The following is a 22266-nucleotide window of genomic DNA, read 5'->3' on the forward strand; positions in this document are numbered from 1 at the left end:
CTTATTTTTAATTGATGAAAGTGGTATTTGATAGTTTACGTGTTATAAGCGTTTAAGAATATGCGCTAATTTTTCCTACACGCAGATAAAATAATTTAGCATTAATAAAAAAGTAATAATGCAATATTTCGTTTTGAAGGTTATTTACAAAATATATTTTTATATCTAATCCCATTGCCAAATTAAATTCATTAAGTTCGTGTTCATCGCCATTTCATACCGTAATGACACTGAGGGTAGATGATTTGAGCACCTGCCAGATTGGTACAGGTGTGTCTTCCGGCTGTCTTTGGTGCTGGAGATTTTATGAAGTTTTCCTCACAACCAATTGATGAACATCAAGAAGTACCGCTTGCTGAAATCAATTTTCATCATATTTAATACGCATTCTAGTAAGTTGAGGTCGTGTTTTAAGACGAATATTGTTATGCCGTTTTGCCCAGTGACTTATTAATGTTTCATTTTTATAAGCAGGTTCAGTATCTAACGGTGCTAATAATGTTTGTACTTCATCAGCAGAAAATATCCGTTTGCTGGGATCAGTGTTATGTAAAATATTGTTGGCTAATTCTTGTTTTTGTCTTTGCAGAGCTAAGATACGTTCTTCAACACTACCAGCGGCGATTAAATTATAAACGAACACCGGACGTAATTGGCCTATGCGATAGGCGCGATCAGTAGCTTGTGCTTGTGCTGCCGGATTCCACCAGGGGTCATAGTGGATCACAGTATCTGCTTCAGTAAGATTCAAACCGGTACCGCCAGCTTTTAAGCTAATTAGAAATACTTCGGCGCGTCGATGTTGAAAAATATCAACCTGCGCTTGGCGATCGTTAGTTGCGCCAGTGAGAATAGCGTGACGAATACCGCGTTCTGATAATCCTTTGGCAAGCAGAGCCAACATAGTAGTGAATTGTGAAAAGACTAAAACACGATGATTTTGTTCAAGTTGAGCTGTAACAATGTCAAAAAATAAATCATATTTAGCCGAAGTGCTTACCGTGCGCGCGGCATCAAGGCGCAACAATCGCGGATCGCAACACACTTGCCGCAGTTTCATTAAGGCATCAAGAATGGTTATGGTTGCTCCGGCCATCCCACGTTCATTTACCGCTTTGCGAATTTGATCATGAGCGGCTAAGCGAATAGTTTCATAGAGGTCTCGTTGATCATCCGTTAATTCAACAGGTCGAACGATTTCAGTTTTAGGTGGCAATTCGGGGGCGACGTCACGTTTATGGCGGCGTAAAATAAAAGGTGCTACACGATTACGTAAAGCTATTAGCCGTTCATTACAACCACCTTGTTCAATAGGGAGGGCAAAATGATCACGAAAAACATTTTGTGAACCTAATAAACCCGGTACGGCAAAATCAAATAGTGACCACAACTCTTGTAAATTATTTTCAATCGGAGTGCCCGATAAACAAAGTCTTCGTGTAGCAGGCAGAGTTTTTACGGCTTGATGAATTTGGCTTCGTGAGTTCTTAATAATTTGAGCTTCGTCTAATACTAATAGTGAAAAATTAAGCTCACTGAGAATATTTTGGTCACGTAATACTATCGGGTAAGTTGTAAGTACTACCTCACAATGCTTAGCACGTTGCCATAAATCGTTTCGTTGAGGACCGTGACTGATAATAGTTCTTAAGGTTGGGGCAAAACGTTGAAGCTCGCGCTGCCAGTTTTTTACTAAGCTCGTTGGGGTAACTACTAATGCAGGTGTTATTAATTGCTTAGCATCTCGTAATACTAACAAGTGAGAAATAACCTGTAAGGTTTTGCCAAGGCCCATATCATCAGCGAGAATTCCACCAACTTGTTGCTCAGCTAAAGCAGTAAGCCAAGCTAAGCCAGCCCGCTGATATGGTCGCAAAGTTGTCTGCAAACCTGCAGGTGTCCAAGCTGGCTGTTGCCCAAGCGATTTAAATGCATTTGCTTGACGTTTTATAAATGCGTTGGCATTGATGGTAATACTATCATTTTCCTCACTAAAGATACGTTCAAGGTTTTTCAAACCAGCGATTTGCAGGTTATTAACTAATAATCGTGAGTCATTAGTCTTATGTCCTTGATTTAATTCTATGAGCACTCTTAAAATTTTTAAGAGTCGTTTAGGAGCAATGGTTAAATAGCGATTTATGCCGATTTTAAGACCAACTAAACGCCGAGCAGAGTGTGCTAAAGCATTAAGTTCTAAATCAGCCGGAGCTTTATCAATCAGGGTAAGTAAAATAGGTAGTAAGTTTTGCTTTTGTCCATCAACATCGATACCAAGTTCAAGATTCAACCACCCTGGTGTTTCTTTATCAATACTTGCATACCAAGCACGTTGAGCATCTACAGTTTGCCAGTGGTAATTTGGATCAATATCAACTTTGATACCATAAGCGCGTAGCTGTGGGATGGCATATGAGGTAAAGGTGCAAAGCGCGTGCATATCGGCTTCAGTATTAATTATATAGTCGGCATTACCGCTGTAACTGCTAGACTCATTAAGACAAGCAGTTTCAATGGCACCAAAGCTTTCGATTAAGCGCTGTACCTCTTGTTCAGCAGCGATATCTCGTTCTATTGATTGTATACCGGCATCGCTATTACGAAAAAAACGCGTTCGTGAATCACTCATACGAATGAGAGTGCCACCATAATCAAAACGCAAAATAGCAGCTCCGGTGGTTAACACGACATTTTCTTCTAATTGATTATCAATTAGCAACGTTTCAGTAAAAAGGTGAAGATGAGCTACAAAAGGCACAGTACTTTGTGCAGTTAATGCAATAGGTGCATAGATTGCGTTTTTAATAGAGGGCTTCTGGTTTTCCATGAGGCCGAAAGTCATCTATCCGCGTTTTAAGTACTTTTGTAAAGACCATTTTTACATAGATTGTTCAAGATTCAGCCGATGATAAGGTCTTTTTTGTAATTAACGGTTTTGCAGTTAACGAATCGGCCTGTGATTCATGCATAGCATGTTCACCAAAATTGCCACTACCATACCCGGTTTCATAGGCACTTTCACCATGTAGGCTCATATCAAGACCAATTTGCTCATCTTCATTATTAACGCGAATATAAACAAATAATTTTAACACTACTAAAATTACTGTCGTCATAACCATAGCTAAGCCAATGCCAGCAACTACTGCGATAATTTGCTTAATCACTAATGAGAAATTGCCATATAGCCAACCATCAGCCCCTGCTGCATTAGCAGCTTTAGTAGCAAATACACCAGTAAGTAATGAACCAACTAAACCACCCATCCCATGGCAGGCAAAAACATCGAGACTATCGTCAACTTTAGTTTTACCCATAGCTTGAATAGTAAAGAAGCTTACCGTTGCGCCAATAATACCAATTAAAATGGCATACATTGGCATAACAAAACCGGCCGCGGGTGTAATTGTTACCAAACCAACAACCGCACCAGTTGCAACACCAACTGCTGTAGGTTTACCGTTGCGGATCATTTCTAATGCAGCCCATGTTGCCATGGCCCCGAAAGCTCCAAGAGTAGTATTTACAAAGGCAAGTCCGGCAATGCCATCTGCAGCCAAGGCAGAGCCAGCATTAAAACCATACCAGCCAAACCACAATAAAGCTGCACCTAAAGCCACAAACGGAATATTGTGTGGTTTGTGTGGATGCACACGGTGACCATGTCGTCTACCTAAAATGATTGCAGCAACAAGCGCAGAAAAACCAGCGCTAACATGAACTACAGTACCGCCAGCGAAATCTAAGGCACCAAGCTTAGCAATAAAACCACCGCCCCATACCCAATGTGCCAGAGGCACATAAACAAGCAGTGACCATAAAACGAGAAAAACCGTATAAGCAGTAAATTTCATACGGCCAATGATAGCGCCAGAAATTAATGCCGGAGTGATGATGGCAAACATCATTTGAAATGCCATAAAGACAGAATGTGGTATGCTCATGCCACTTTTAGCTTCGGCACCAACGCCAGTAAGGCCAAGGTAATCTAAGCCGCCAATGATGGCATTGCCATCAGCGAATGCGAGCGAATAACCACCAATGGCCCAAACAATACCAACAACACAGATTGCGATGAGACTCATCATTATGGTGTTGAGGACATTTTTAGTACCAGTAAGTCCGCCATAAAAAAAGGCAAGCCCAGGAGTCATCAATAATACCAAGGCCGAGGACACCAACATCCACGCGGTATTTCCGGTGTCAATGGCAGTAGTGCTCATGATTGTTTTCCTTTCAGTAGTAAAAAAGTACCGGTGTTAGTGCCCATAAATGCTAAAAGGCGTAGCAAATATGAATGAGGGCTTATAGCGATAATGAGTACTAACCCTTCAATTAAAATTGTAATATTTATTACAATATAATTTATGATAAATATGACATAATTAAGTATTAATGTCTATAGAATTGTATTAATATTAACTATTTTTATAATTAAGCAATAGCAAACGTGCCTAAACCGTACTTTAAGATTTTAGCAAGCCAATAAATCCTTCGAGGGTGTTGCGTTTACGTTCAGACAGGGCGTAGAGGTTAGCCACGTACAAGGCAGTAGCAGCGTGCCCACCGAGCAATTCAAATAATTCATAATCAACCGAACCAAAGGCGTCTTTTTGCGAGAGCAAACTAAATAAAGCAATAACACCAATGGTCCGTTGATCAATTTTCAGTGGAATGGCTGCAATGGGTTGTTCGGTTTGCGTTTTAGTTACTTTTTCTGCAGGAGTAACCCAAATTTTTCGGGTTAATGCAATTTTGGTAATATTATTATCCAGTTCTAACGTTTCATTATTTTTATGTTTTTCAAGACCTTCGCTTGCAATCAGGGTTAAGTTTTGTTGATTTTCATCAAATAAATATATGCCAAATGCTTCAGAACCAATGAGATTGATAATAATTTCTTTTACGGTGTTAACGACTTCTGAGAAATCGAGAGTAGAATGTAAACGATAAGTTGCGACATACATTGATAGCAGATCTGAATTTTGTCGCTCAAGGCGTAAATAACGCTCAGCAAATTTTCTGTTTTCACCTTCTACCGAGTTAAATTGTTTACGGATGATCTCGAGTTCATCACGTAGTTGGGTGACAATATTCTCTAAATTTTGTGTTTTTTCAGCTAAGGTTGGATTGTTATTAACTTGTAATTGTTGCTCTAAATCGGTTTTTTCATCGCGAAGTTTAGCAATAATAAAACGAAGTTTTTCGTTTTCTTTAAGTAATTCTTGAGTAAAACGTTTACCTTCTTCAAATAATTCAAGAAAACGATCAGCTGATGCTGGAGTTTGTTTATCACTCATCGGCACCCCTTTTAGAAATCATCGCCGCTTGTTAATGAGTATGCAAGTCTCGTTAATGCATTGATGCATTTTATTTAAATAATCACGTACTAACCAAGATGAAATAGGAATATATGAGAAATGTTGCTAAATTAAAAAGTATGCTTATATAAATTTTTTTTAAGTATATTAATCCATTAGAAAAAATATCGTAAATAAATACGATGTTTTGCGATAACTGAAAAACGAGGTATGCTATAGCTATGAAAACGGTGTTGATCGCCGATGACTCCAGAACTTTTCGAGCTCTTGAGCAAGCATTTTTAGTGCAACGTGGTTTTCGTGTAATACAAGCAGGAGATGGGGCAGAAGCATTACGTTTAGTTTATAGCGAAAAGCCCGATCTTATTTTATTAGATATTCAAATGCCAGTAATGGATGGTGCTTCGGTATTAGCTACATTAAAATCAAACCAATCAACAAAAACCATACCAGTGATTGTTATTACCACTATTGGGCGTGATAAAGATCGAGAGATTATGTTACGTGGCGGAGCAGATGATTTTATTTCAAAACCGATCAATGGCGCTGAATTATTAAAAAAAGTAAAACGGTTATTAGAATAGGCTTAAGTACCAGACTAATTAGGGACACCCCCTTATTTTTTAAGCATTTTGCCCCATTAAAAGCTGTTGTACTTTAGCATCCCACTCAGAGGCTGAAAAACCTAAGTTGCGAATAGCCTGACGTTTTGCCGGGGCAAGACTCAAATAAGGGGTAAACATTTCACTTGGCCATCTAGCTTTGGGAGTATTACGCGCAGCCCAACTACGCCCATCCCATCCTAAATTGCGTAAAATGACTTGTTCGCTTTTTGAAAGCTGGGTCCATTCTTCGTTGCTGTTCATAAGCTCGCCAAGTGAGCGGAGCGAAGAGGGATCTTTAACTAAAGTTTTTCCAGTATATTTTTCTTCAACCATAGTAGCATCATTTGCATCGATATTTGATGCTCTGCTTTTTGCTAAACTTGGTTGCGGACCACCCAAATCAGGATCATAGTTTCGTTGTATACCCCAACCATCAGCTGGGGCACTCATGCGATGAGGTTTATTAGCTCTTGCGGTTTGTGGTGCCGTAGAGCCAATAAGAGATTCGGTTTCTCTAGGCATTACCTCAGACAAAGATGAAGCAGCGAGTAGTTGTTCAGATAATTTCTCAATTATTTGTTGCGTTACCTGTTGTGCAACTTTTTGTGCAACATTTTGCGCGATGGTTTGTACCAGTTGACTGGCTTGTTCGGGTTGATTAGCGATATTACCTAATTGAGAAAAAACCGAAGATAGTTGTGTGTCAATATCGCCAAGTGCAGCATCAGTCAGATTGCCAATGCTGTTAGTTCCGCTCATTGAAGCGCCAGCGCGAAGAGTACCGCGACCTGCTTTTGCTTGCCCTCTGGCAGCTCCTCCTGTGGCATTGGCTGTGGCATTGGCTGTGGCATTGGCTGTAGCATTAGCACTTTTAGCCAAACTACCCTTGGTGTTTGGTGTTGCTGCGGTATAAACGTTGGTAGCTGAAGTTTTACCTAGGTTAGGTTGATGGTATCTGGGTTGCATACCCGAAACACGTTCTTTAGCGGCACGGGCCTTGCGCATTTGTGGGGTCAAATGTTTATTACGCTTGGCCCGCATACACTTTTTTTGTTCACCTTGGGTATCAGTGAATAATTCGTTGGTAGATTCAAATAGAGAATCGTTAAGGGCAATGATATCGTCATCAAGACCTTTAGTTAGCTCTTTAGTGCTGATTTGTTTTGGAGGGTTGAGCGTCAATAAACTGACGTCTTCAAAGCATTTGCTTTTAGATTTTTGAATAGTTTTAATGGTGTTGCCAGCTTTTTGATAATGGCGCTGTAGTTTATTGTAATAATTCATTACTTGACTACGATTGCGAGCACGAACTTGCAACGCTTCATCGTCATCAAGACCTTCAGTTGATTGCAGCGTAGGTGGCTGCGGCATTTCAGACTTTTTCGAGTCTTTTATAAGCTTGCGCGTATCAACTGAAGTAGCCCCACCTTTTTGTACTTGTGCGGACATTTTATTAAGAAATTTATTAACATGGCATGCGCGACTAGGAAATTCATCTGATTGCAGAGCAATAAGTGATTTATCGGTAAGTGCTCGGTACTCACTTGGTTTACCTGAACCAATTGTTGAAAAGAAACGTCCTTTATTAACAGCTGTTTGTGCTTTGAATTTAGTATTAGCGGCGAGAGTTTCAAATCCTTGTTTTACCTCAGATTTTCCGTTGGTTTTTGCTAATAGCTCGGTTGCCTTGCCACGAGCAAAATTCGGCATCGCTTTAACATTTGGGTTTTGTACAAAGGCATCAACATTTTTTGCCGCTCGTGGTTCTCCTGGATTACGCTGCACCATCGACATCGCGGCTTTTTGTGCTGGTCGTGGTGTATTAGTAGTTACTAATGAACCTAACATGTCGGCAGCAGGTTTGACCGACTCGAACTGGTTTTTAGCGGCCTGTTGCATACCAAAACGTAAGAATTGATTTTTGGTACCCGCGTCAGCTTTTGAAGACTGCATAAAGCGGCTATTTAATATATTGCTTGCCGCTTGTTCGGTTTTTGGATTTTCTAAGATGTTTTCATGCAAAATACCAGTTTGTTGGGTGGTATTTATCGCTTTTTCAAAACCAGGTTGTTTGGTTAATCGATTAAGCGCATTACTCGCCTGTGTTGCCTTAGGAGGGTTTTTGACCATGGTTTGGCGAAATAATTTCTTTTGCGCTTCGGTTAATTTGCTTTGTATTTCAGTATTATTTTCCCAGTTTGCGACAGCATGTTTTGATTCAGGGCCATCGCTGCCACCCCTTATTTGTTGATACTGACGAAATAGTTCTTCTTCTTGTTTTAATTCTTGGCGGTTAATACTGGTTTGTCTATTAGTAACTATTTTTTGTGCAACTTTTACAGCAGTTTCTTTTTGTTTTTCACTAACTTGTTGCTGTTTTTTCGCAATTTTCTTATTTTTTTCAGCGTCTTCTTCAATATCTTTTATTTTTTCATCAGTGTCACTACGATTTTGAATAATCTGCGCAGCGACGTCGGCATCTAGCCCAGTAGGTATGGGTGCGCCTGAAATATCAACGTTAATTCTTTGCACAGCCATGGCGCCACCTATTGTAAATTGAGCTAGGGAAAATAGATAGTTAGCCCCAGCTCGGTTTATTAAAAATCTAATCCCAAGTTTGCTTAACCAGCAAACTTGCGAATTACTCCTTGAGCAGTATCATACAACATTTTTGAGATATTTGATATCATCTGCAGCGTTTGTTGTTGTTTTTGTAAAGTATTTTGCATATCGGTGTTTGCTAGTTGAGCATCTTCACCAACTGTACTCATTTTTTCTTCGAGTTCTTTAATATAATCTTCTAATTCTCTTTTAGTAGTGCATTTATTATTTGAGTCAGGCTCACCAATTAATGGTTCATCGCCAAAAAACTGAGTTTCAATAGGTGTTTTGCTGAAATCTACCTTAGCGTCGTCTTTGGCGTCATTTGGTAATGGTTTTAAGCAATCGCGAGCAGCTTTTAACTCGGCGCGAATTTGTTTTCTTATTTCATTGTAAAATTTAACTTTTTTGGCAAACAGGTGAAGATCTTCGGTAGATGAGAGGTATGCATCACGCAATACTTGTTGTACTAAAGCATTGGGATCAATACAGCCACCGTTTACCGCCATTTTGTTTACAAATTCACTCCAACGTTTTTGTATTTCGCTGCTAGGAGCAGCATCAAAAATGCCATGACAAATATTTGATAATTCAGCTCGATCTTCAGCACTGAAATTATGGGCATTTTCGTTAGTTAGATCAGGGCCGAAAGTTGGGTTAAGCGAAAACTCAGGTATCGGGTATTCATCGTCAATATCGACATTTTCGATACCAGTAAAAGATTCGAACGCTATTTCGGTACTACTGCCATCTTCATCAAATTGATCATCAATTTCATATAACTCATCTTCAGCGGCTATAACGACTTCTGAGCCATCTTTTGATGCTGTATTTTTGTTTACGTTGTAATCAACGGAAGTCATGTAATTCTCCTCGAAATAGGCGTTATTATTTGTTTAGAGGAGCACGTCTTCCTCTTGGCTAATTTACAGCTAAAGACAGCAATAAGAAAAAATCAGATGTTTTTATCTTCTGGTATACCAGCAGCATCTGGTGCATTTGCTTGTAAATAACGTTCACGTCTTCTAGCTTCTACGGCTGGATTATCTTCAATCTGATCATTAGCTTGAGTATCAGGTTCTGCTTTTTGCGATGCAGAGATAGCTTGGTTTGCTGCATCCAAAGCTTTTTGAGCTTGAGCTCTTGCTTGCTCAGCGCGTCTAGCATCATCAGCTTGTGCTGCTGGCAGTTCACTTTGCAATTTAACATTTTCAGCCATCAGCTTGTCCATTTGCTGCATTTTGCTTTGAATTTCCATCTGAATGGAGGCTATTTGCTGCTGAACAGCATTTAGTTGAGTATCGCAATTGCTTTGCCACTCCGCCAAGCGTTTTTTGAAATCTTCGTCGTCTTCTTTTTTGCCTTGAACTGGTTTCTCCGCTTCAAATTTTTCCTGAAGGGATTGTAGTTTTTCGGTTTCGGCTTGCAGTTTAGCAATTAACTCAGCAATGCCAGCACCAAGGCCATCGAGTTCAGCACAGTTTGCCTGCAGTTGTGCTTGAATGGACTCACTCATACTGCCACCTTTAGTGGCTGTCATAACTGCTGAGTTAGCGATTATATTTACGTTTACGTTAATGTTGTTGCCACTTCCGCCAGTATAAGTCATGATAATTCTCCGTTATTCACAAAATTGAAACAATTAACTTTTTAACCAGCTAACGTTTAAAAATAACCGTTCGCTGGAGGTTCAGCTCGCGATTTACCCCCTTACTCATCTTTTGCGCTTCCCCTACAGATTGGTTACTCTTTTCTGCAATTTTTTGTACGCCACGTACCATATGGCGTTCATTAATCTTACCTTTGTCTACCTGTACCCACACTGACTCACCTGCTACAACTAAGCCATTAATCATGAGTTGGTGGCCTACTGGTAAATCTTCTGGAAGCTCGATTTCAAAGAGGTTTTTAATATTTTTACTAGGTTCATCGAGGTTAATGGGGTCACCGTTTCGCTGCTCAAGATATTCGAGTTTTTTAAGATTTTCTTCGGTTGGTAAATAAGATTTACCAAGGATCGTTTCTGCAAAAGAATTTTCTTCTGGTGAACGTATAGTTTCACGTAATTGAGCACTAGCTAGTGCTAAATGCTTTTGGGCTTCATCAAGACCTTCAGAACTCCATTCAACATCATCGCCTTCATCTGGTATTGGTATAGGCGCATGACTATCATCACCTATGTTGAAACCCTTAGTTTTTCGGCGACGGGTACGTACAAATCCGGCCTGTTGTACAAGGCGAACAGCGTCTTCAGTAGAAATTTTATTTAAATTACGCTGTTGTTTTAGTTTAGCCTCTTCTTTTTCTGATAGGGTTTTAAGCGGACGGTTAACAATTTGAGCGGGTACTTGACCAGGAATTTGTTTATCAACTGGCCCCTGGATTGGTGGTGCTGTGTTTTGTGGGCCTTGCAGTTTGGGGGTTTCAGCAGGTGTTACGCGGGGCAGTGGTTGTGGTTGTCCTCCTGAGCGAATTTGACCAGCCATTGCACTACTCCTTTATTTAGGTATTCAAGGACACACCCTATATAGTCGTAACAAATTTTGTAGCAAGCTGACAACAAGATGCGGCATTAGACTTCGATACCATGTACTTTTAAAATGGCTTTAGCTCGATTAACCCACTGAGCATAATAGCCTAAAGGAGCACCAATTTCGACAGCACGCATTAAATCAGTAATGCCTTCTTTAAGATGGCCTGAAGAAATTTTTGATTCACCACGGTAGGTATAGCTGACTACGTCATTAAAATTAGTAGTAAGTGCCATATCATAAGCCACTATCGCTTCTTTATATTTTTTAAGTGCCTGATTAGCAGCACCAGCAGCACGCCAATAGCGACTAACAAAAGGTTTATACAGGGTTAAAACAGAAAAAATATTTAAAGCGGGCTGATATTTACCGTAATTATAAAGATAGTGCCCCATTAAAAAAATTACTTCTATTTCTTTTTCATCTAGCTGCATTAGTTCGGCGAGAGTTACTTCGCCGCGTAAAAATTTTTTTGCAATATATTCAACTAAACGAGCAAAAGTAACAACAACACTATCGTTTGCCATGATATTGATCGGGTAGCAGTCAAATATGCGTAATGTCAATATGTTCTAAAATGCTACTTAGGTGGTTCAACCACATCAGATTCATGGTTCGATTAGCTTAAGGGCTTATAACCAGGACTAATCATTGCGAACGCTGGGAGAATTCTTTTAATTCGGTTTGTAATTCTAGTGCCTCACTATGATTAGGAACAATTTTAAGCACAGAATTAAGCCATTTTAGTGCTGCTTGAGGATTTTGTTGGGCAGACAATTTAGCAATTTCAAAAGATAGATCTGCCATCGCGCGTTTATAACTGCCATCAATATGCTTAGGCGTGGTGCGGATAGCTTCTTTAAGCTCAGCTATTGCAGTGCTATTATCGCCGTTAGCAAGAGCCTGGTCTGCTTTAAATACGTGCTCACGTGCCTTTACCCATGGAGCGCAAGCTGGGCATGCGCCGGGATGTTGTTTGAGTAAGTAATATCCGTCAATATATCCAGTTTCATATTTGGTGGTCATCAAGCATTCTTTAGGGTGGTCGTAAAAATCAGGAAGTCGAAAAATTGCATGACCTAATTCATGAGCAAGAATAAAAGCACCAATAACATTTAAACGCTCTTGATGAGATAATTTGTCTAAACCATCTTCTTTAAAGAATGGGATTTCAGTAAACATAGAGAAAGTTGAACTAAACATCGCACGCCCGCGCATAGCTCGGCGTGATGGCGATTGCAGTGCAGCACCTCCGACTTTACATTTTTGAAAAACCGTGTGCGGAAAAGGCTCAGAGCCAAGGTCATATAAAATAAAAGCATTGGTTAAGATTAAATCTGCCACGTTCTGTTTGCGCATCGCACATATCCATCGTACATAAGAGCGCTCATCAGCGTGTTTTTCTGATAAAAGAGAAGCGCCATTAGCGAGTTTAAAATTTTTAAGCAGTGCTATTTTTTTGTCATGTTCAGCTTGTAATTTTTGCGCGATGATTTCGTATGAAGATAGTTCAGCTTGTACATTACTTGGAAAAAATGCTTTAAGCTCTTCAAGTTTCCAGTGGGATAAAAAATTAATGACATATTTTTGATCAATACTTTGTGCTGAGCGAATATTCGGTCGTACACGTAATGGCTCAAAATTATTAACACAGGCATTGCCATCAGGTGCATAAGTATCAAGAAAGTTTTTTACATTGGTGTGGCCAACAATTTTAAATTTTAAATGAGCAAAGCTAAGTTTATCGGCTACAGTTTTTTGAGCTTCATGGAGAATAACCTGAGCGTCAGTATCACTAACTTCTTTAAATTCTGGGTCGTTTGCTATTAAGACTGTAAGTAATAACTCGGGATTATTTACCGGAGTAATATTTTTAGAAGATTTATGGTTTGCAGCAGCAAAAGATGCCAATAGCGTAGGTATAAATGACAAAAAAAGGACTAAACCGGCTCGCCGTAAAATTTTAGCATAATGCCATTTGATAATAATTTTAACTTGCATGCAGTATGAGCCTTTGGTGATGCATTATGGCACATCCGGGCTTATAACTTTAATATTACCGCATGATTATTAGGTAGCTGCAATAAAAGATAATTTTTTATTTAAAGATACCCTTCATTTTGCAATATTGTTGTTCTAAGGCAAACCAATCAACTTCAGCCCCTAAGGTTGCAAGAATAGACATTAATCCCAGACGTACACGAAAGAGAAAGAGAAATTCGCCAGGAATAGTTAACTGCATCAGGTTTTGTTTATTTTGTATTAGTTGGCGCATAGAATGAGTTTGTTCGAGGTCGATTTTTCGAATTCCAGGTTGCAGCATCGGACCAAATAAAGAGCGGGTTAAAGCGCGAGCGGCTTCAAAGTCATAGGTGCGATAATGTTTGACCATACCTAAAGCAACAAAGGCTTCGTTTAAAGCATCACGATCATCATTTTGTGTGGCTATGGTAAGCGCGGATAACTTAGCAACAAAAGACATATCAAATTCACGTATGCACCCATAATCAAGCATCGCAACCGTGCCGTCTTGACGAAATAAAAAATTACCAGGATGTGGGTCACAGTTATAAAGGCGATGCTGAAATAGAGTGTTGACGTAGTATTCAAATAAAGCTTGCCCAATAGAATTTCTTACTTTTGGTGATGGATTAGTAGCGACAAAATCGTTTAAGTAAAGCCCATCAATAAAAGTTGAGGTTAATACATTGCGGGCACAATAATTAATATGGACTTCTGGTATAATAATGACTGGATGATTTTTATAAATAAAACCAAAACGTTGTTGCCCTCGAGCTTCGCAAAGATAATTGCATTCTTGTAAGAAACGAGTACGCGCCTCTTCAATAACATTATGCATTTTAGCATTACGATAAATTAGTGAAGCAAAACGAGTACCAACAGCGGCAGGTCCAAAATCAGCGGCGATGGCGCGTTCGATGTTTGGATATTGCACTTTAACCGCAACAATAGTGCCATTGTATAAACGAGCACGATGTACTTGACCTATAGAGGCGGCAGCTATTGGGGTTGTTTCTATTGAATCAAGAATTTCATCGGCATTATCAGGATTATCTGAGAGTGCTTTTTTAATGATAATTCGCGCTTGGGCACTACTCATTGGTTTGGCATGTGTTTGCAAAACTGAAAGCGCGGCTTTTAATTTAGGCGGCAATGCTACATCAGAGTAACTTAAGACCTGACCGACTTTCATGGCCACGCCTTTAAGTTCTGCAAGCGAAGTGACTAAAGCTATAATTGCTTCTTCATCAATTTCTTCTTGGTCATCATCGGTATTTATTACACGCTTGCGAGAATCATTAATAGCTACACCAGCTCGTAAGGCTGCAGAGGCTGTACGCCCAAGTCGGCCTAAAGTAGAAGTTGGCACTTCTTCGATTTCGTTATCAAGTAGCTGAGCTTTGAGCAGCGATATAAGAAGTTGGTTTTGCTCGTCCATCTAGTTCTTACCCAGGGTATTATCAACCCAGAATTAGCATTACATTTAATTAATCGCTAGTCACACATTGATTAAAATATTCTATAGCAATTCAAATTATACATGTTATTCTTTTAGGTGTGGGGTCATAATTGCCTTGTAATACTTAATTGCAAAATATGGAACGTTGATTGCAGGAATTAAAGAGAAAGCAGCATCGAGGAGGCGATATGACCTTAATTTCATCTGAAAGTATTCTTTTTATCGATGATGAACAACCTGTAAGAGTCGCTTTTGCCCGCATAGTTAAATTTCATGGATTTAACATAGATCTAGCAGCAGATCACAATGAAGCGCGTGAACTGGTAAGCAAAAACTCATATGCAGTGATTGCTACAGATTATCGTATGCCCGAGGTTGATGGATTGACATTAATCGAAGAGCTAAAACAACATCAGCCCAATGCGAGCTATATGCTGGTTTCAGGTGAATGTGATTTAACTTTGGCGATGCAGGCTGTAAATGAACACGGGGTTAGCTATATTGTTACTAAACCGTGGGATGCCGATGAGTTAAAGGTGTTATTAAATAAAGCAATAACCACACATCAAGAAAAAGTTTTACAATCCAGAGTGCAACAGAGTGTAGTTGGTCAAAGTCGTTCGTTTGAAGAACAAAAGCGAAGATTGCAAGAGGCTTTATTACGAAGTGAAACATTTCTTGCTGAAATATTACTAAATGCTCTTGATTTGCGACATCATGAAACTCGGGCACATTGTCGACGTGTTGCCACCTATTCACGTATGTTAGCAGAGCAAATGGGTGTTGCTGGTTCAGCTTTGCAATCAATTTATCAAGGTTCGTTATTACATGATATTGGCAAAATTGGTGTGCCTGACAGCATTTTACTTAAACCAGGCCCGCTTGACGCAGAAGAGTGGGCAATTATGCGACAGCATTCGTCTAATGGCGCCAAATTACTTGAAGGATTTGAGTCACTAGCTGGCGCAAGAGAAATTGTTTTGCAGCATCATGAACGATGGGATGGTACAGGATACCCGGGAGGTTTAGCAGGAAAGTCAATTTGTATTGGTGCGCGAATATTTGCCGTTGCCGATGCTCTTGATGCGATGTTGTCGGAGCGTCCGTATCGCGAACCAATGAGTTTTGCTGCTGCTAAAAAACAACTCACGCTAAATAGTAATAGCCAATTTGATGCTGATGCGGTCGCCGCGTTTTTAGCTATTTGCGAACAACAATGGCTTGAGGTACGTAAGCAATTTGTTGATGAACTATACAACTCAAAATCAAGCAGTAGCGAAGCTGCTTAAATATTTTTATTCGCGCCTTCAGTTAATTTAGGATATAGGCTGTATTTAAAACTAAAAGCCAATCAAAGAGAAATTGATGTCACCATTGATATGTATTACTGGCGGCGCTGGATTTATTGGTTCTGCAGTAGCTGAAAGATTTATTGCAGCTAATTGGGAGGTTGCGGTTATTGATGATTTATCTTCAGGAAAACGCAAAAATGTACCGCAAAAAGCAAAATTTTTTCAACAAGATGTTTGTGATGCTGAAACTAAAAATTTAATTGTACAGCTACAACCCGAAGTTATTTGTCATCAAGCAGCTCAAATTGATGTACGTCGCTCTATGTATGACCCTGTACATGACTGCAAAATTAATTTATGTGGTCTTTTGAATATACTTGAAGGAGCGCGTTTAGCAAAAACGGTGCAGCATATAGTTTTTGCTTCTAGTGGTGGCGCAATTTATGGTGATACTGAGCAAATACCAACTCCCGAATCGCATCCAGCGTATCCAGTTTCTAATTATGGGGTAGCCAAGGCCGCCAGCGAATTATATCTTGGTGTTTATTATACTAATTACGGCATTTCTTATACGGCTTTACGTTATGCTAATGTATATGGGCCACGCCAAGATCCCCATGGTGAAGCTGGAGTGGTAGCAATTTTTAGTGATAAGTTACTTGCTAATCAACCATGTATTATTTATGGCGATGGTCGTCAAACTCGTGACTATGTTTTTGTAAAGGACGTTGCGCAGGCCAATTTTTTAGCCGTACAAAAGCAATACCTTGGTGCAGTCAATATTGGTACCGGTATTGAAACCGACGTGAATGAACTTTATGCAAACTTAACAGAAGTAGCAGGTGTAAGTTTAACCACAAAGTATGTTGATGCGCGAGTTGGTGAGCAACGTCGCTCATGTATAGATACAAGTTTAGCTGCGCGTGTTTTAGGCTGGAGTTCGCAAGTTAGTTTAAAAACGGGTTTGGCAAAGACATACTCTTGGTTTAAACAAAAAAAAACAAATATTAATTAGGCTTTGAGAAGTAAGGATTGCGGCCATTCATTTGGTCAGCAGTTGGTTTTAGTGGAATTTTACGTGGCGGATAGCCTTGCGAGTATGGGCAGTCGTTTTGCGGGGTGCTTTCATAAGAAGGTATCGATTTAATTTGCTGCTTGGCTAAAAATGCTGGGGTAAATAGAGTTTTGGCAATTTTGCCACGCATGTCTTTGGCAGTCGGTAAGCCCAAATAAAATAAAACCGTAGGCGTAATGTCTAATATTGATACATCATTTAAAATTTTTGCAGCATTTATCCCAGGGCCATTTGCTACGATAATACCTTGATCAAGATGCACTCCACCATAGGGTTCAGATTTAAATGGATGTGGTCGTTCAACATGGCCAAAGCCATGATCAGAGAGTAGCAACACTAATGTATCTGGGCCACGCACCGCGTCTAAAATACGTCCAATGCGAGCGTCGGTATCTATGTAGCATTGCTCAAAGGCACGACCAAAGCGCCGCTGCAATTCACTGATGTGCCAAGTGGGTAAACCTAAGTCTTTAAGACGTTGCTCAACATACCATAATGGTTCTTTAAAAATCCAGAAGCGATGACCCATAGTATCGGTACATTGAAAATAAGCTAGTACAACCTCGGCTTTTGCTTGATCAACAAAATTTAGCGTCAGAGCTTCAACTGAACGCGCGCGCGCCAAGCTCCATTTAAAAGTATACATGTAACGTTTAAGGTAAGGTAATTGATAGATTGGTGAATGGTCTCTGGGCACGTCGGCAAAATAGGTAATTTCAGTGTCACTGATATCGCTTGCCTCAACGATCAGTTTAGTGGCTTGAGGTTCTAAACTACTTGGCTGCACAAAATTTTTAACATCGCGATAAAAAGAGCCTTTAATGGTGGTTTGGCGTTTGTCACCTAATAGTTCTTTTGGTGCAATCATGATCCCATGTTTTAACGGCTCGGCCGGCCAACTAATTACCCAACCTACCGTAAGTGAGCGGACACCATACTGATCAAGGATGTTCCATAACGCTTTAGATTTGCGATCATTACTAGTAACCACATGACTAGTTTGGGTACGTACATTTGGAGGGTTAAAAGCAGTGTCGGTTTTATGATCCCAAATGCCATGTTGCCCAGGGAGTTTGCCGGTTACTGCCGATGTCCAAACTTGGGGGGTACGGGTAGGCCAATAAGATTCGAGATGACCACGAGTGCCTTCTTGCATAAGCTTGGCGATATTAGGGATCACGCCTTTTTGCGCATATGGTTCGACGATATTTAAAGAAGCGCCATCTATCCCAATAATTACCACTTTGGCGGGATATTTAGCTGCGGCTGATTGCACGAAAAAAATCACTAAAAGATAAACTATAGCGAGATGAAAAACTCTCACGATTGCTCCTTTTATTTACGAGAATATGCAGCACATAACATTGCTTATATGAATTTTTCAAATATTGGGTACTTGATAACGTAAAGCCTTGACTTTATTTATTAGCGCACGTAGGCAGCAGCAAGCTTCTTTACCAATAACATCACCAGCTTTTGCGTGAGAGTTGCTGGCGGCTGCTGTGAATGATGGTACTGGCGCTTTATCAATTTTGTAGTAAGGGATTGTATTAAATGGTTTCAGTACAACATCTTGCTTATGGTGGTTGGCCAAATTGTTATCGGGTTAGTGATGGTGAGGTCGAAATTATTGCAGTTACTGATATCGGTCCGCGTATTATCCGTTGTGGCTTGGTCGGTGGCACTAATTTATTTTTTGAACGGGTAACTGATAAAGGCCGAACTGGAGGCAACAAGTTTCGTTATTATGGTGGGCATCGTTTATGGTGCGCTCCTGAGAGTAAAGCGCTGACCTATAATCCCGATAATCAGTTGGTACATTGTGAAGAATTAATTAATGGCGTTTTATTGCGGCAGGTTATCGAGAGTAGCACGGGTATTGAAAAGTCTATTCAAATTACACTGGATAGCGTTAATCATATTTTTTCTTTAATTCATTGTATTACCAACAAGGGTTCGCAACCAATTACTATAAGCCCATGGGCGTTAACCATGCTTTACCCTGGCGGGGTAGCAATAGTACCACAATATCGTCAGGGCGATGACGAAGGCTATTTACCTAATCGCACCATGGCTTTATGGCCATATACGGATATGAATGACGCCCGGGTAACTTGGGGGGCTGATTATACTTTAGTACGTCAAAATCCCAATGCGGGAGATAAGCGTTTCAAGTTTGGTGTTACTTTACCTCAAGGCTGGCTCGCGTATTTAAATCAAGGGGTATTGTTTATTAAAACGTTTGAATTTGTTCATGGCGCTAGCTATCCTGATAATGGCGTTAATAGTGAAGTGTATACTGTTGGTGATTTTCTTGAACTTGAATCATTTGCACCGTTATGCGAGCTAGCTGTTGGGGCAAAAGCAATGCATGGTGAGCAATGGTCGCTTGTTCGTGTTCATGAGCAACTTGATGACGAAGCTTCAGTGTGGCCGTTGATTGGTAAGCATATAAAAAAGGCGTTGGGACTATAACGACTCCCAAGTTGACAAATGTAGCTTTAGTGGCTACATTTTAATTATGCGTGCTGCTGGGATCCGAGAAGTAAAAAATCGTCTAAGTGAATTTCTGCGACTTGTACGCAATGGCGAGTCTGTATTGATTACTGATCACGAGCGTGTTGTCGCCCAACTTTCACCACCGCCAAGTTATCTTGGTATGCCGTATGAGAATACCAATGCGGCGCTTGAGCGTTTGCAAGCTCAGGGATTATTGAGGCTAGCTAATGCAGAAATGGCAAGTTTGTATGAACCGCCATTACCTAAACCATCGTACTCTGTCGATATTAAAAAAGAATTAGCAGCTATTAGAGCACAAGTAATTGATTTCGAGGATGACGACTTTTGATTTATATTGAATCGAGCGTGCTGTTAGAGATTTACTTAAGCCAAGTGCGAGCAGCTAAAGCTTTAGAGATTATTACCCAGCATCAAGCTAAAGTGTCATCTTGGTTGCTTTCTATTGAAGTGTCGATAGTATTAAGACGGGTATTAAATCGTTCGGCCAAAGATAAAAATTTATTAACAGCCGCTATGAAACGTTTGCAGAAAGATCTTACGGCGATTTCATTATTTGATGGTTTGCCAATATTAGCTGATCGAATCAATGAAGAGTCAAAATTTGCTCGTTGTCGCGCTCTTGATGCTATTCATGTTGCATCTGCTATGCTGATTCGTGATTTGACCGGTCAAAATATGCAAATTGCGACTTTTGATAATCGCGTAGCCGATCTCGCCAATTCTTTGGGGCTTGCTGTTGTTTTATAACGTTTCCCCTCGCTTTTATTTATAAAAATTGCTACAAAACAAAACACTTGTTAAAGAATTGTCATTAATATTATTGAGGGGAGATCATGCTTTTATATAGCGCCGCAATAGTAGTGCATTTGTTATTAGCCGCAAATACCAATGCGCCATCAAAGCCCGAGAGGCTGCCAAGTTCATTGGCAAATTCATCGGCAAATTCATTGGCAAATTCATTAGCCATTGTCGCTTTAGACGGCCCTGATGTGCGGGCAGAAGTTGCCCGTCTTTTTGAGCTTGCTCGTGAGCGTGGAACCTATGTACTTGATGCTGATGCCGTATCGCAAAAAGTACGTATGGTACCGGCTAATTGTGGCACAGACGCTGCAAGCGCTAATGCGGCAGTAGCAACGCCGCTTTGTGATAGCAAACTTAGCGATAGCAGCAACTGCTATTGTCGTTATAGTGAAGAAGCGCTGGCAATAATGTTGCAAAGCGCCTATGAGGCCGAAGGGCATTTTCAAGATCAAAAAGCCGCGGAGTTACGGCGAAAGATAATCAACATTTTCAATCGTGAACCGCAACCGAGCGTGCGCATGGTGCAAATTGCAGGCGAGGCGTTATTGGGTCGCGCTAGCGGTAGCTATGCCCAAGGCAATAATGAAGAAGCGGCAAAATGGGCCCGTCAAGCGATGCGTCATTTTAGTTCGGTTCGTATTGACCCGATGCTTTTTTCACCACCATTGCGAAAGTTATTTGATAAAGCGCTGGCAGCGGTAAAACATGAAAATCAATTTAAAATATTGGTGCGTAGCGATGTGGTGGGGCAATTATGGGCGGATGGCAACAATTTAGGGGCAATCAATCAGCAAAAAATTATTACCTTACCAGCAGGCGATTATCGTTTATGGCTTATGGCTAGTGATGGCACGTTAACGCTACCGCAGGCTGTAGTATTAAGGGCCAAATCTGACCAAGATACTCAAGCTAGCGCGGCGGTGAAGGAAGTCGAAATTAATTTTGATCATAGGCTCGATCAGCGCTTAGTGCTGAACAAACCAGTGCTGGTACGTTGTGCAGGTAATGAATGCCAAGATTTATTGGTGCGCTTACGGATTCGTCTTGGGGTTAGCGAATTAGTAGGCATTGGTTATGGGCCGAACAGTGTTTTGCAAGCTTTATTAGTCTCAGCACAAGCGCCGCCACGTTGGATCCCGGTTTCAGCTTTTGGTGGTGAGTTATTTGGCAATCAAAATTTTGTTGAACCAGCAAAATTAGCGACTAACCCTGATGCAGCGGCAGTACCACAAAATAATGCGGCCCCACCGCCAAGCTTTCTGTCTCGGCATAAATGGCAATTAATGGCAGGTATTGCTGGGGCTATTGCATTAGGGGTGGGTGCATATCATCATAAACAAGCAATCGACGCGCGCGATAAGGCCGCTACCAAAGGTATTTCTCAAGCAGAGCACAACACCTTTAATAGAAACGCCGATTCAAAAACTGAGATGGCATTAATTTTTTATGGGATTGGCGCTGCTGGTATGGGCACTGCCGGTATTATGTTTTGGTTAGATTTTTAAAAACAAGCCCTATGCTCATTTGATTTGAATAAAATGTTCATTTGAGCTATCATAGATAAAATGAAATCTACAATATATCAAGCGCAAGATAAATTTTTAAAATTAATCAATCCACTTAAACTTTATCAAGCCAGCCCGGTTGAACGTATTCGTAGAATCAAACAAGGGGTAGATGCTCAACTTATGTTGTATGTAATTGATAGTTTAGGTATGCCTAAACAACATTTTTATAAAATCTTAGGGTTACCTATTGCGACCATGAATCGCAAAGTGCATAAAAACGAGCAACTTTCAATTGAGCAAGGCGAGCGTATTTTTGGCATTATAAAACTTATTGGCCAAGTGCAGACCATGGTTAATCAGTCTGGTGAGTCAAAGGGTTTTAATGCGGCAAAATGGGTAGCTAACTGGATCAATGAGCCTTTATCCGCCTTAGGGGGCAAGCGACCTTCTGATTATATGGATACCATCGAGGGCCAAGAGTTGGTGGCGAATTTGCTGGCGCGTATTCAAAGCGGAGCTTATGCATAAAAA

19 protein-coding genes are annotated in these 22266 nt (G+C 40.4%); 8 read left to right on the forward strand and 11 right to left on the reverse strand.

The genetic code is table 11. The features are described 5' to 3' along the window. Nucleotides 1-361 precede the first annotated feature (361 nt). From JW841_05920 to JW841_05930, 3 genes are all read right to left on the reverse strand, one after another. A complete protein-coding gene (locus JW841_05920; GenBank protein MBN1960464.1) occupies nt 362-2842 on the reverse strand; it encodes a DEAD/DEAH box helicase in 2481 nt (826 codons plus the stop codon). A gap of 49 nt (nt 2843-2891) precedes the next feature. After that, nucleotides 2892-4208 (reverse strand): ammonium transporter, encoded by a 1317-nt coding sequence (locus JW841_05925; protein ID MBN1960465.1) that lies wholly within the window; start codon nt 4206-4208, stop codon nt 2892-2894. 258 nt (nt 4209-4466) lie between these two features. After that, nucleotides 4467-5300: a GAF domain-containing protein gene (locus JW841_05930; GenBank protein MBN1960466.1), complete on the reverse strand. Its 834-nt coding sequence runs from the start codon at nt 5298-5300 to the stop codon at nt 4467-4469. Nucleotides 5301-5542: 242 nt separating this feature from the next. On the opposite strand from JW841_05930, the gene JW841_05935 reads away from it, so the two are divergent. Next, on the forward strand, nt 5543-5905 hold the full coding sequence (locus JW841_05935; protein ID MBN1960467.1) for a response regulator: 363 nt from the start codon (nt 5543-5545) through the stop codon (nt 5903-5905). Nucleotides 5906-5944: 39 nt separating this feature from the next. Here the strand turns inward: JW841_05935 and JW841_05940 are convergent, their stop codons facing one another. The 7 genes from JW841_05940 to JW841_05970 form a co-directional block, all read right to left on the reverse strand. Continuing rightward, nucleotides 5945-8464: a hypothetical protein gene (locus JW841_05940; protein MBN1960468.1), complete on the reverse strand. Its 2520-nt coding sequence runs from the start codon at nt 8462-8464 to the stop codon at nt 5945-5947. An 83-nt stretch (nt 8465-8547) separates the two neighbouring features. Beyond that, nucleotides 8548-9390, reverse strand: coding sequence for a hypothetical protein (locus JW841_05945; GenBank protein ID MBN1960469.1), 843 nt, complete (start codon nt 9388-9390; stop codon nt 8548-8550). 92 nt (nt 9391-9482) lie between these two features. Next, nucleotides 9483-10136 (reverse strand): hypothetical protein, encoded by a 654-nt coding sequence (locus tag JW841_05950; GenBank protein ID MBN1960470.1) that lies wholly within the window; start codon nt 10134-10136, stop codon nt 9483-9485. A 49-nt stretch (nt 10137-10185) separates the two neighbouring features. Beyond that, complete coding sequence (locus JW841_05955) at nt 10186-11013, reverse strand: hypothetical protein (protein ID MBN1960471.1); 828 nt, start codon at nt 11011-11013, stop codon at nt 10186-10188. 86 nt (nt 11014-11099) lie between these two features. Further along, entirely contained in the window at nt 11100-11585 is a 486-nt protein-coding gene (locus tag JW841_05960; protein ID MBN1960472.1) for a tetratricopeptide repeat protein, read from the reverse strand. A gap of 121 nt (nt 11586-11706) precedes the next feature. Continuing rightward, a complete protein-coding gene (locus JW841_05965; GenBank protein ID MBN1960473.1) occupies nt 11707-13059 on the reverse strand; it encodes a hypothetical protein in 1353 nt (450 codons plus the stop codon). 97 nt (nt 13060-13156) lie between these two features. After that, on the reverse strand, nt 13157-14518 hold the full coding sequence (locus tag JW841_05970; GenBank protein ID MBN1960474.1) for an AarF/ABC1/UbiB kinase family protein: 1362 nt from the start codon (nt 14516-14518) through the stop codon (nt 13157-13159). 209 nt (nt 14519-14727) lie between these two features. Here JW841_05970 and JW841_05975 point away from each other — a divergent pair, with 209 nt between their 5' ends. Both JW841_05975 and JW841_05980 read left to right on the forward strand, forming a co-directional pair. Further along, nucleotides 14728-15828 carry an HD domain-containing protein gene (locus JW841_05975; protein MBN1960475.1) on the forward strand — a complete coding sequence of 367 codons (1101 nt, stop codon included), beginning with the start codon at nt 14728-14730 and terminating at the stop codon, nt 15826-15828. A gap of 76 nt (nt 15829-15904) precedes the next feature. Beyond that, a complete protein-coding gene (locus JW841_05980; GenBank protein ID MBN1960476.1) occupies nt 15905-16846 on the forward strand; it encodes a GDP-mannose 4,6-dehydratase in 942 nt (313 codons plus the stop codon). Here the strand turns inward: JW841_05980 and JW841_05985 are convergent. Next, the gene (locus tag JW841_05985) at nt 16839-18230 is read right to left on the reverse strand and encodes an alkaline phosphatase family protein (protein ID MBN1960477.1); all 1392 of its coding nucleotides are present in this window, start codon (nt 18228-18230) and stop codon (nt 16839-16841) included. The genes JW841_05980 and JW841_05985 overlap by 8 nt on opposite strands. A 230-nt stretch (nt 18231-18460) precedes the next feature. On the opposite strand from JW841_05985, the gene JW841_05990 reads away from it, so the two are divergent. From JW841_05990 to JW841_06010, 5 genes are all read left to right on the forward strand, one after another. Then, the gene (locus tag JW841_05990; protein ID MBN1960478.1) at nt 18461-19381 is read left to right on the forward strand and encodes a hypothetical protein; all 921 of its coding nucleotides are present in this window, start codon (nt 18461-18463) and stop codon (nt 19379-19381) included. Nucleotides 19382-19427: 46 nt separating this feature from the next. Further along, nucleotides 19428-19754, forward strand: a complete 327-nt coding sequence (locus tag JW841_05995) for a type II toxin-antitoxin system Phd/YefM family antitoxin (protein ID MBN1960479.1) — start codon at nt 19428-19430, stop codon at nt 19752-19754. 17 nt (nt 19755-19771) lie between these two features. After that, nucleotides 19772-20173, forward strand: coding sequence for a PIN domain-containing protein (locus JW841_06000; protein ID MBN1960480.1), 402 nt, complete (start codon nt 19772-19774; stop codon nt 20171-20173). Nucleotides 20174-20259: 86 nt separating this feature from the next. Next, nucleotides 20260-21732: a hypothetical protein gene (locus tag JW841_06005; protein ID MBN1960481.1), complete on the forward strand. Its 1473-nt coding sequence runs from the start codon at nt 20260-20262 to the stop codon at nt 21730-21732. A gap of 60 nt (nt 21733-21792) precedes the next feature. Further along, on the forward strand, nt 21793-22263 hold the full coding sequence (locus tag JW841_06010) for a DUF2384 domain-containing protein (GenBank protein MBN1960482.1): 471 nt from the start codon (nt 21793-21795) through the stop codon (nt 22261-22263). Nucleotides 22264-22266 lie beyond the last annotated feature (3 nt).

This window comes from Deltaproteobacteria bacterium (assembly GCA_016931625.1).
Taxonomy (GTDB): Bacteria; Myxococcota; XYA12-FULL-58-9; order XYA12-FULL-58-9; family JAFGEK01; genus JAFGEK01.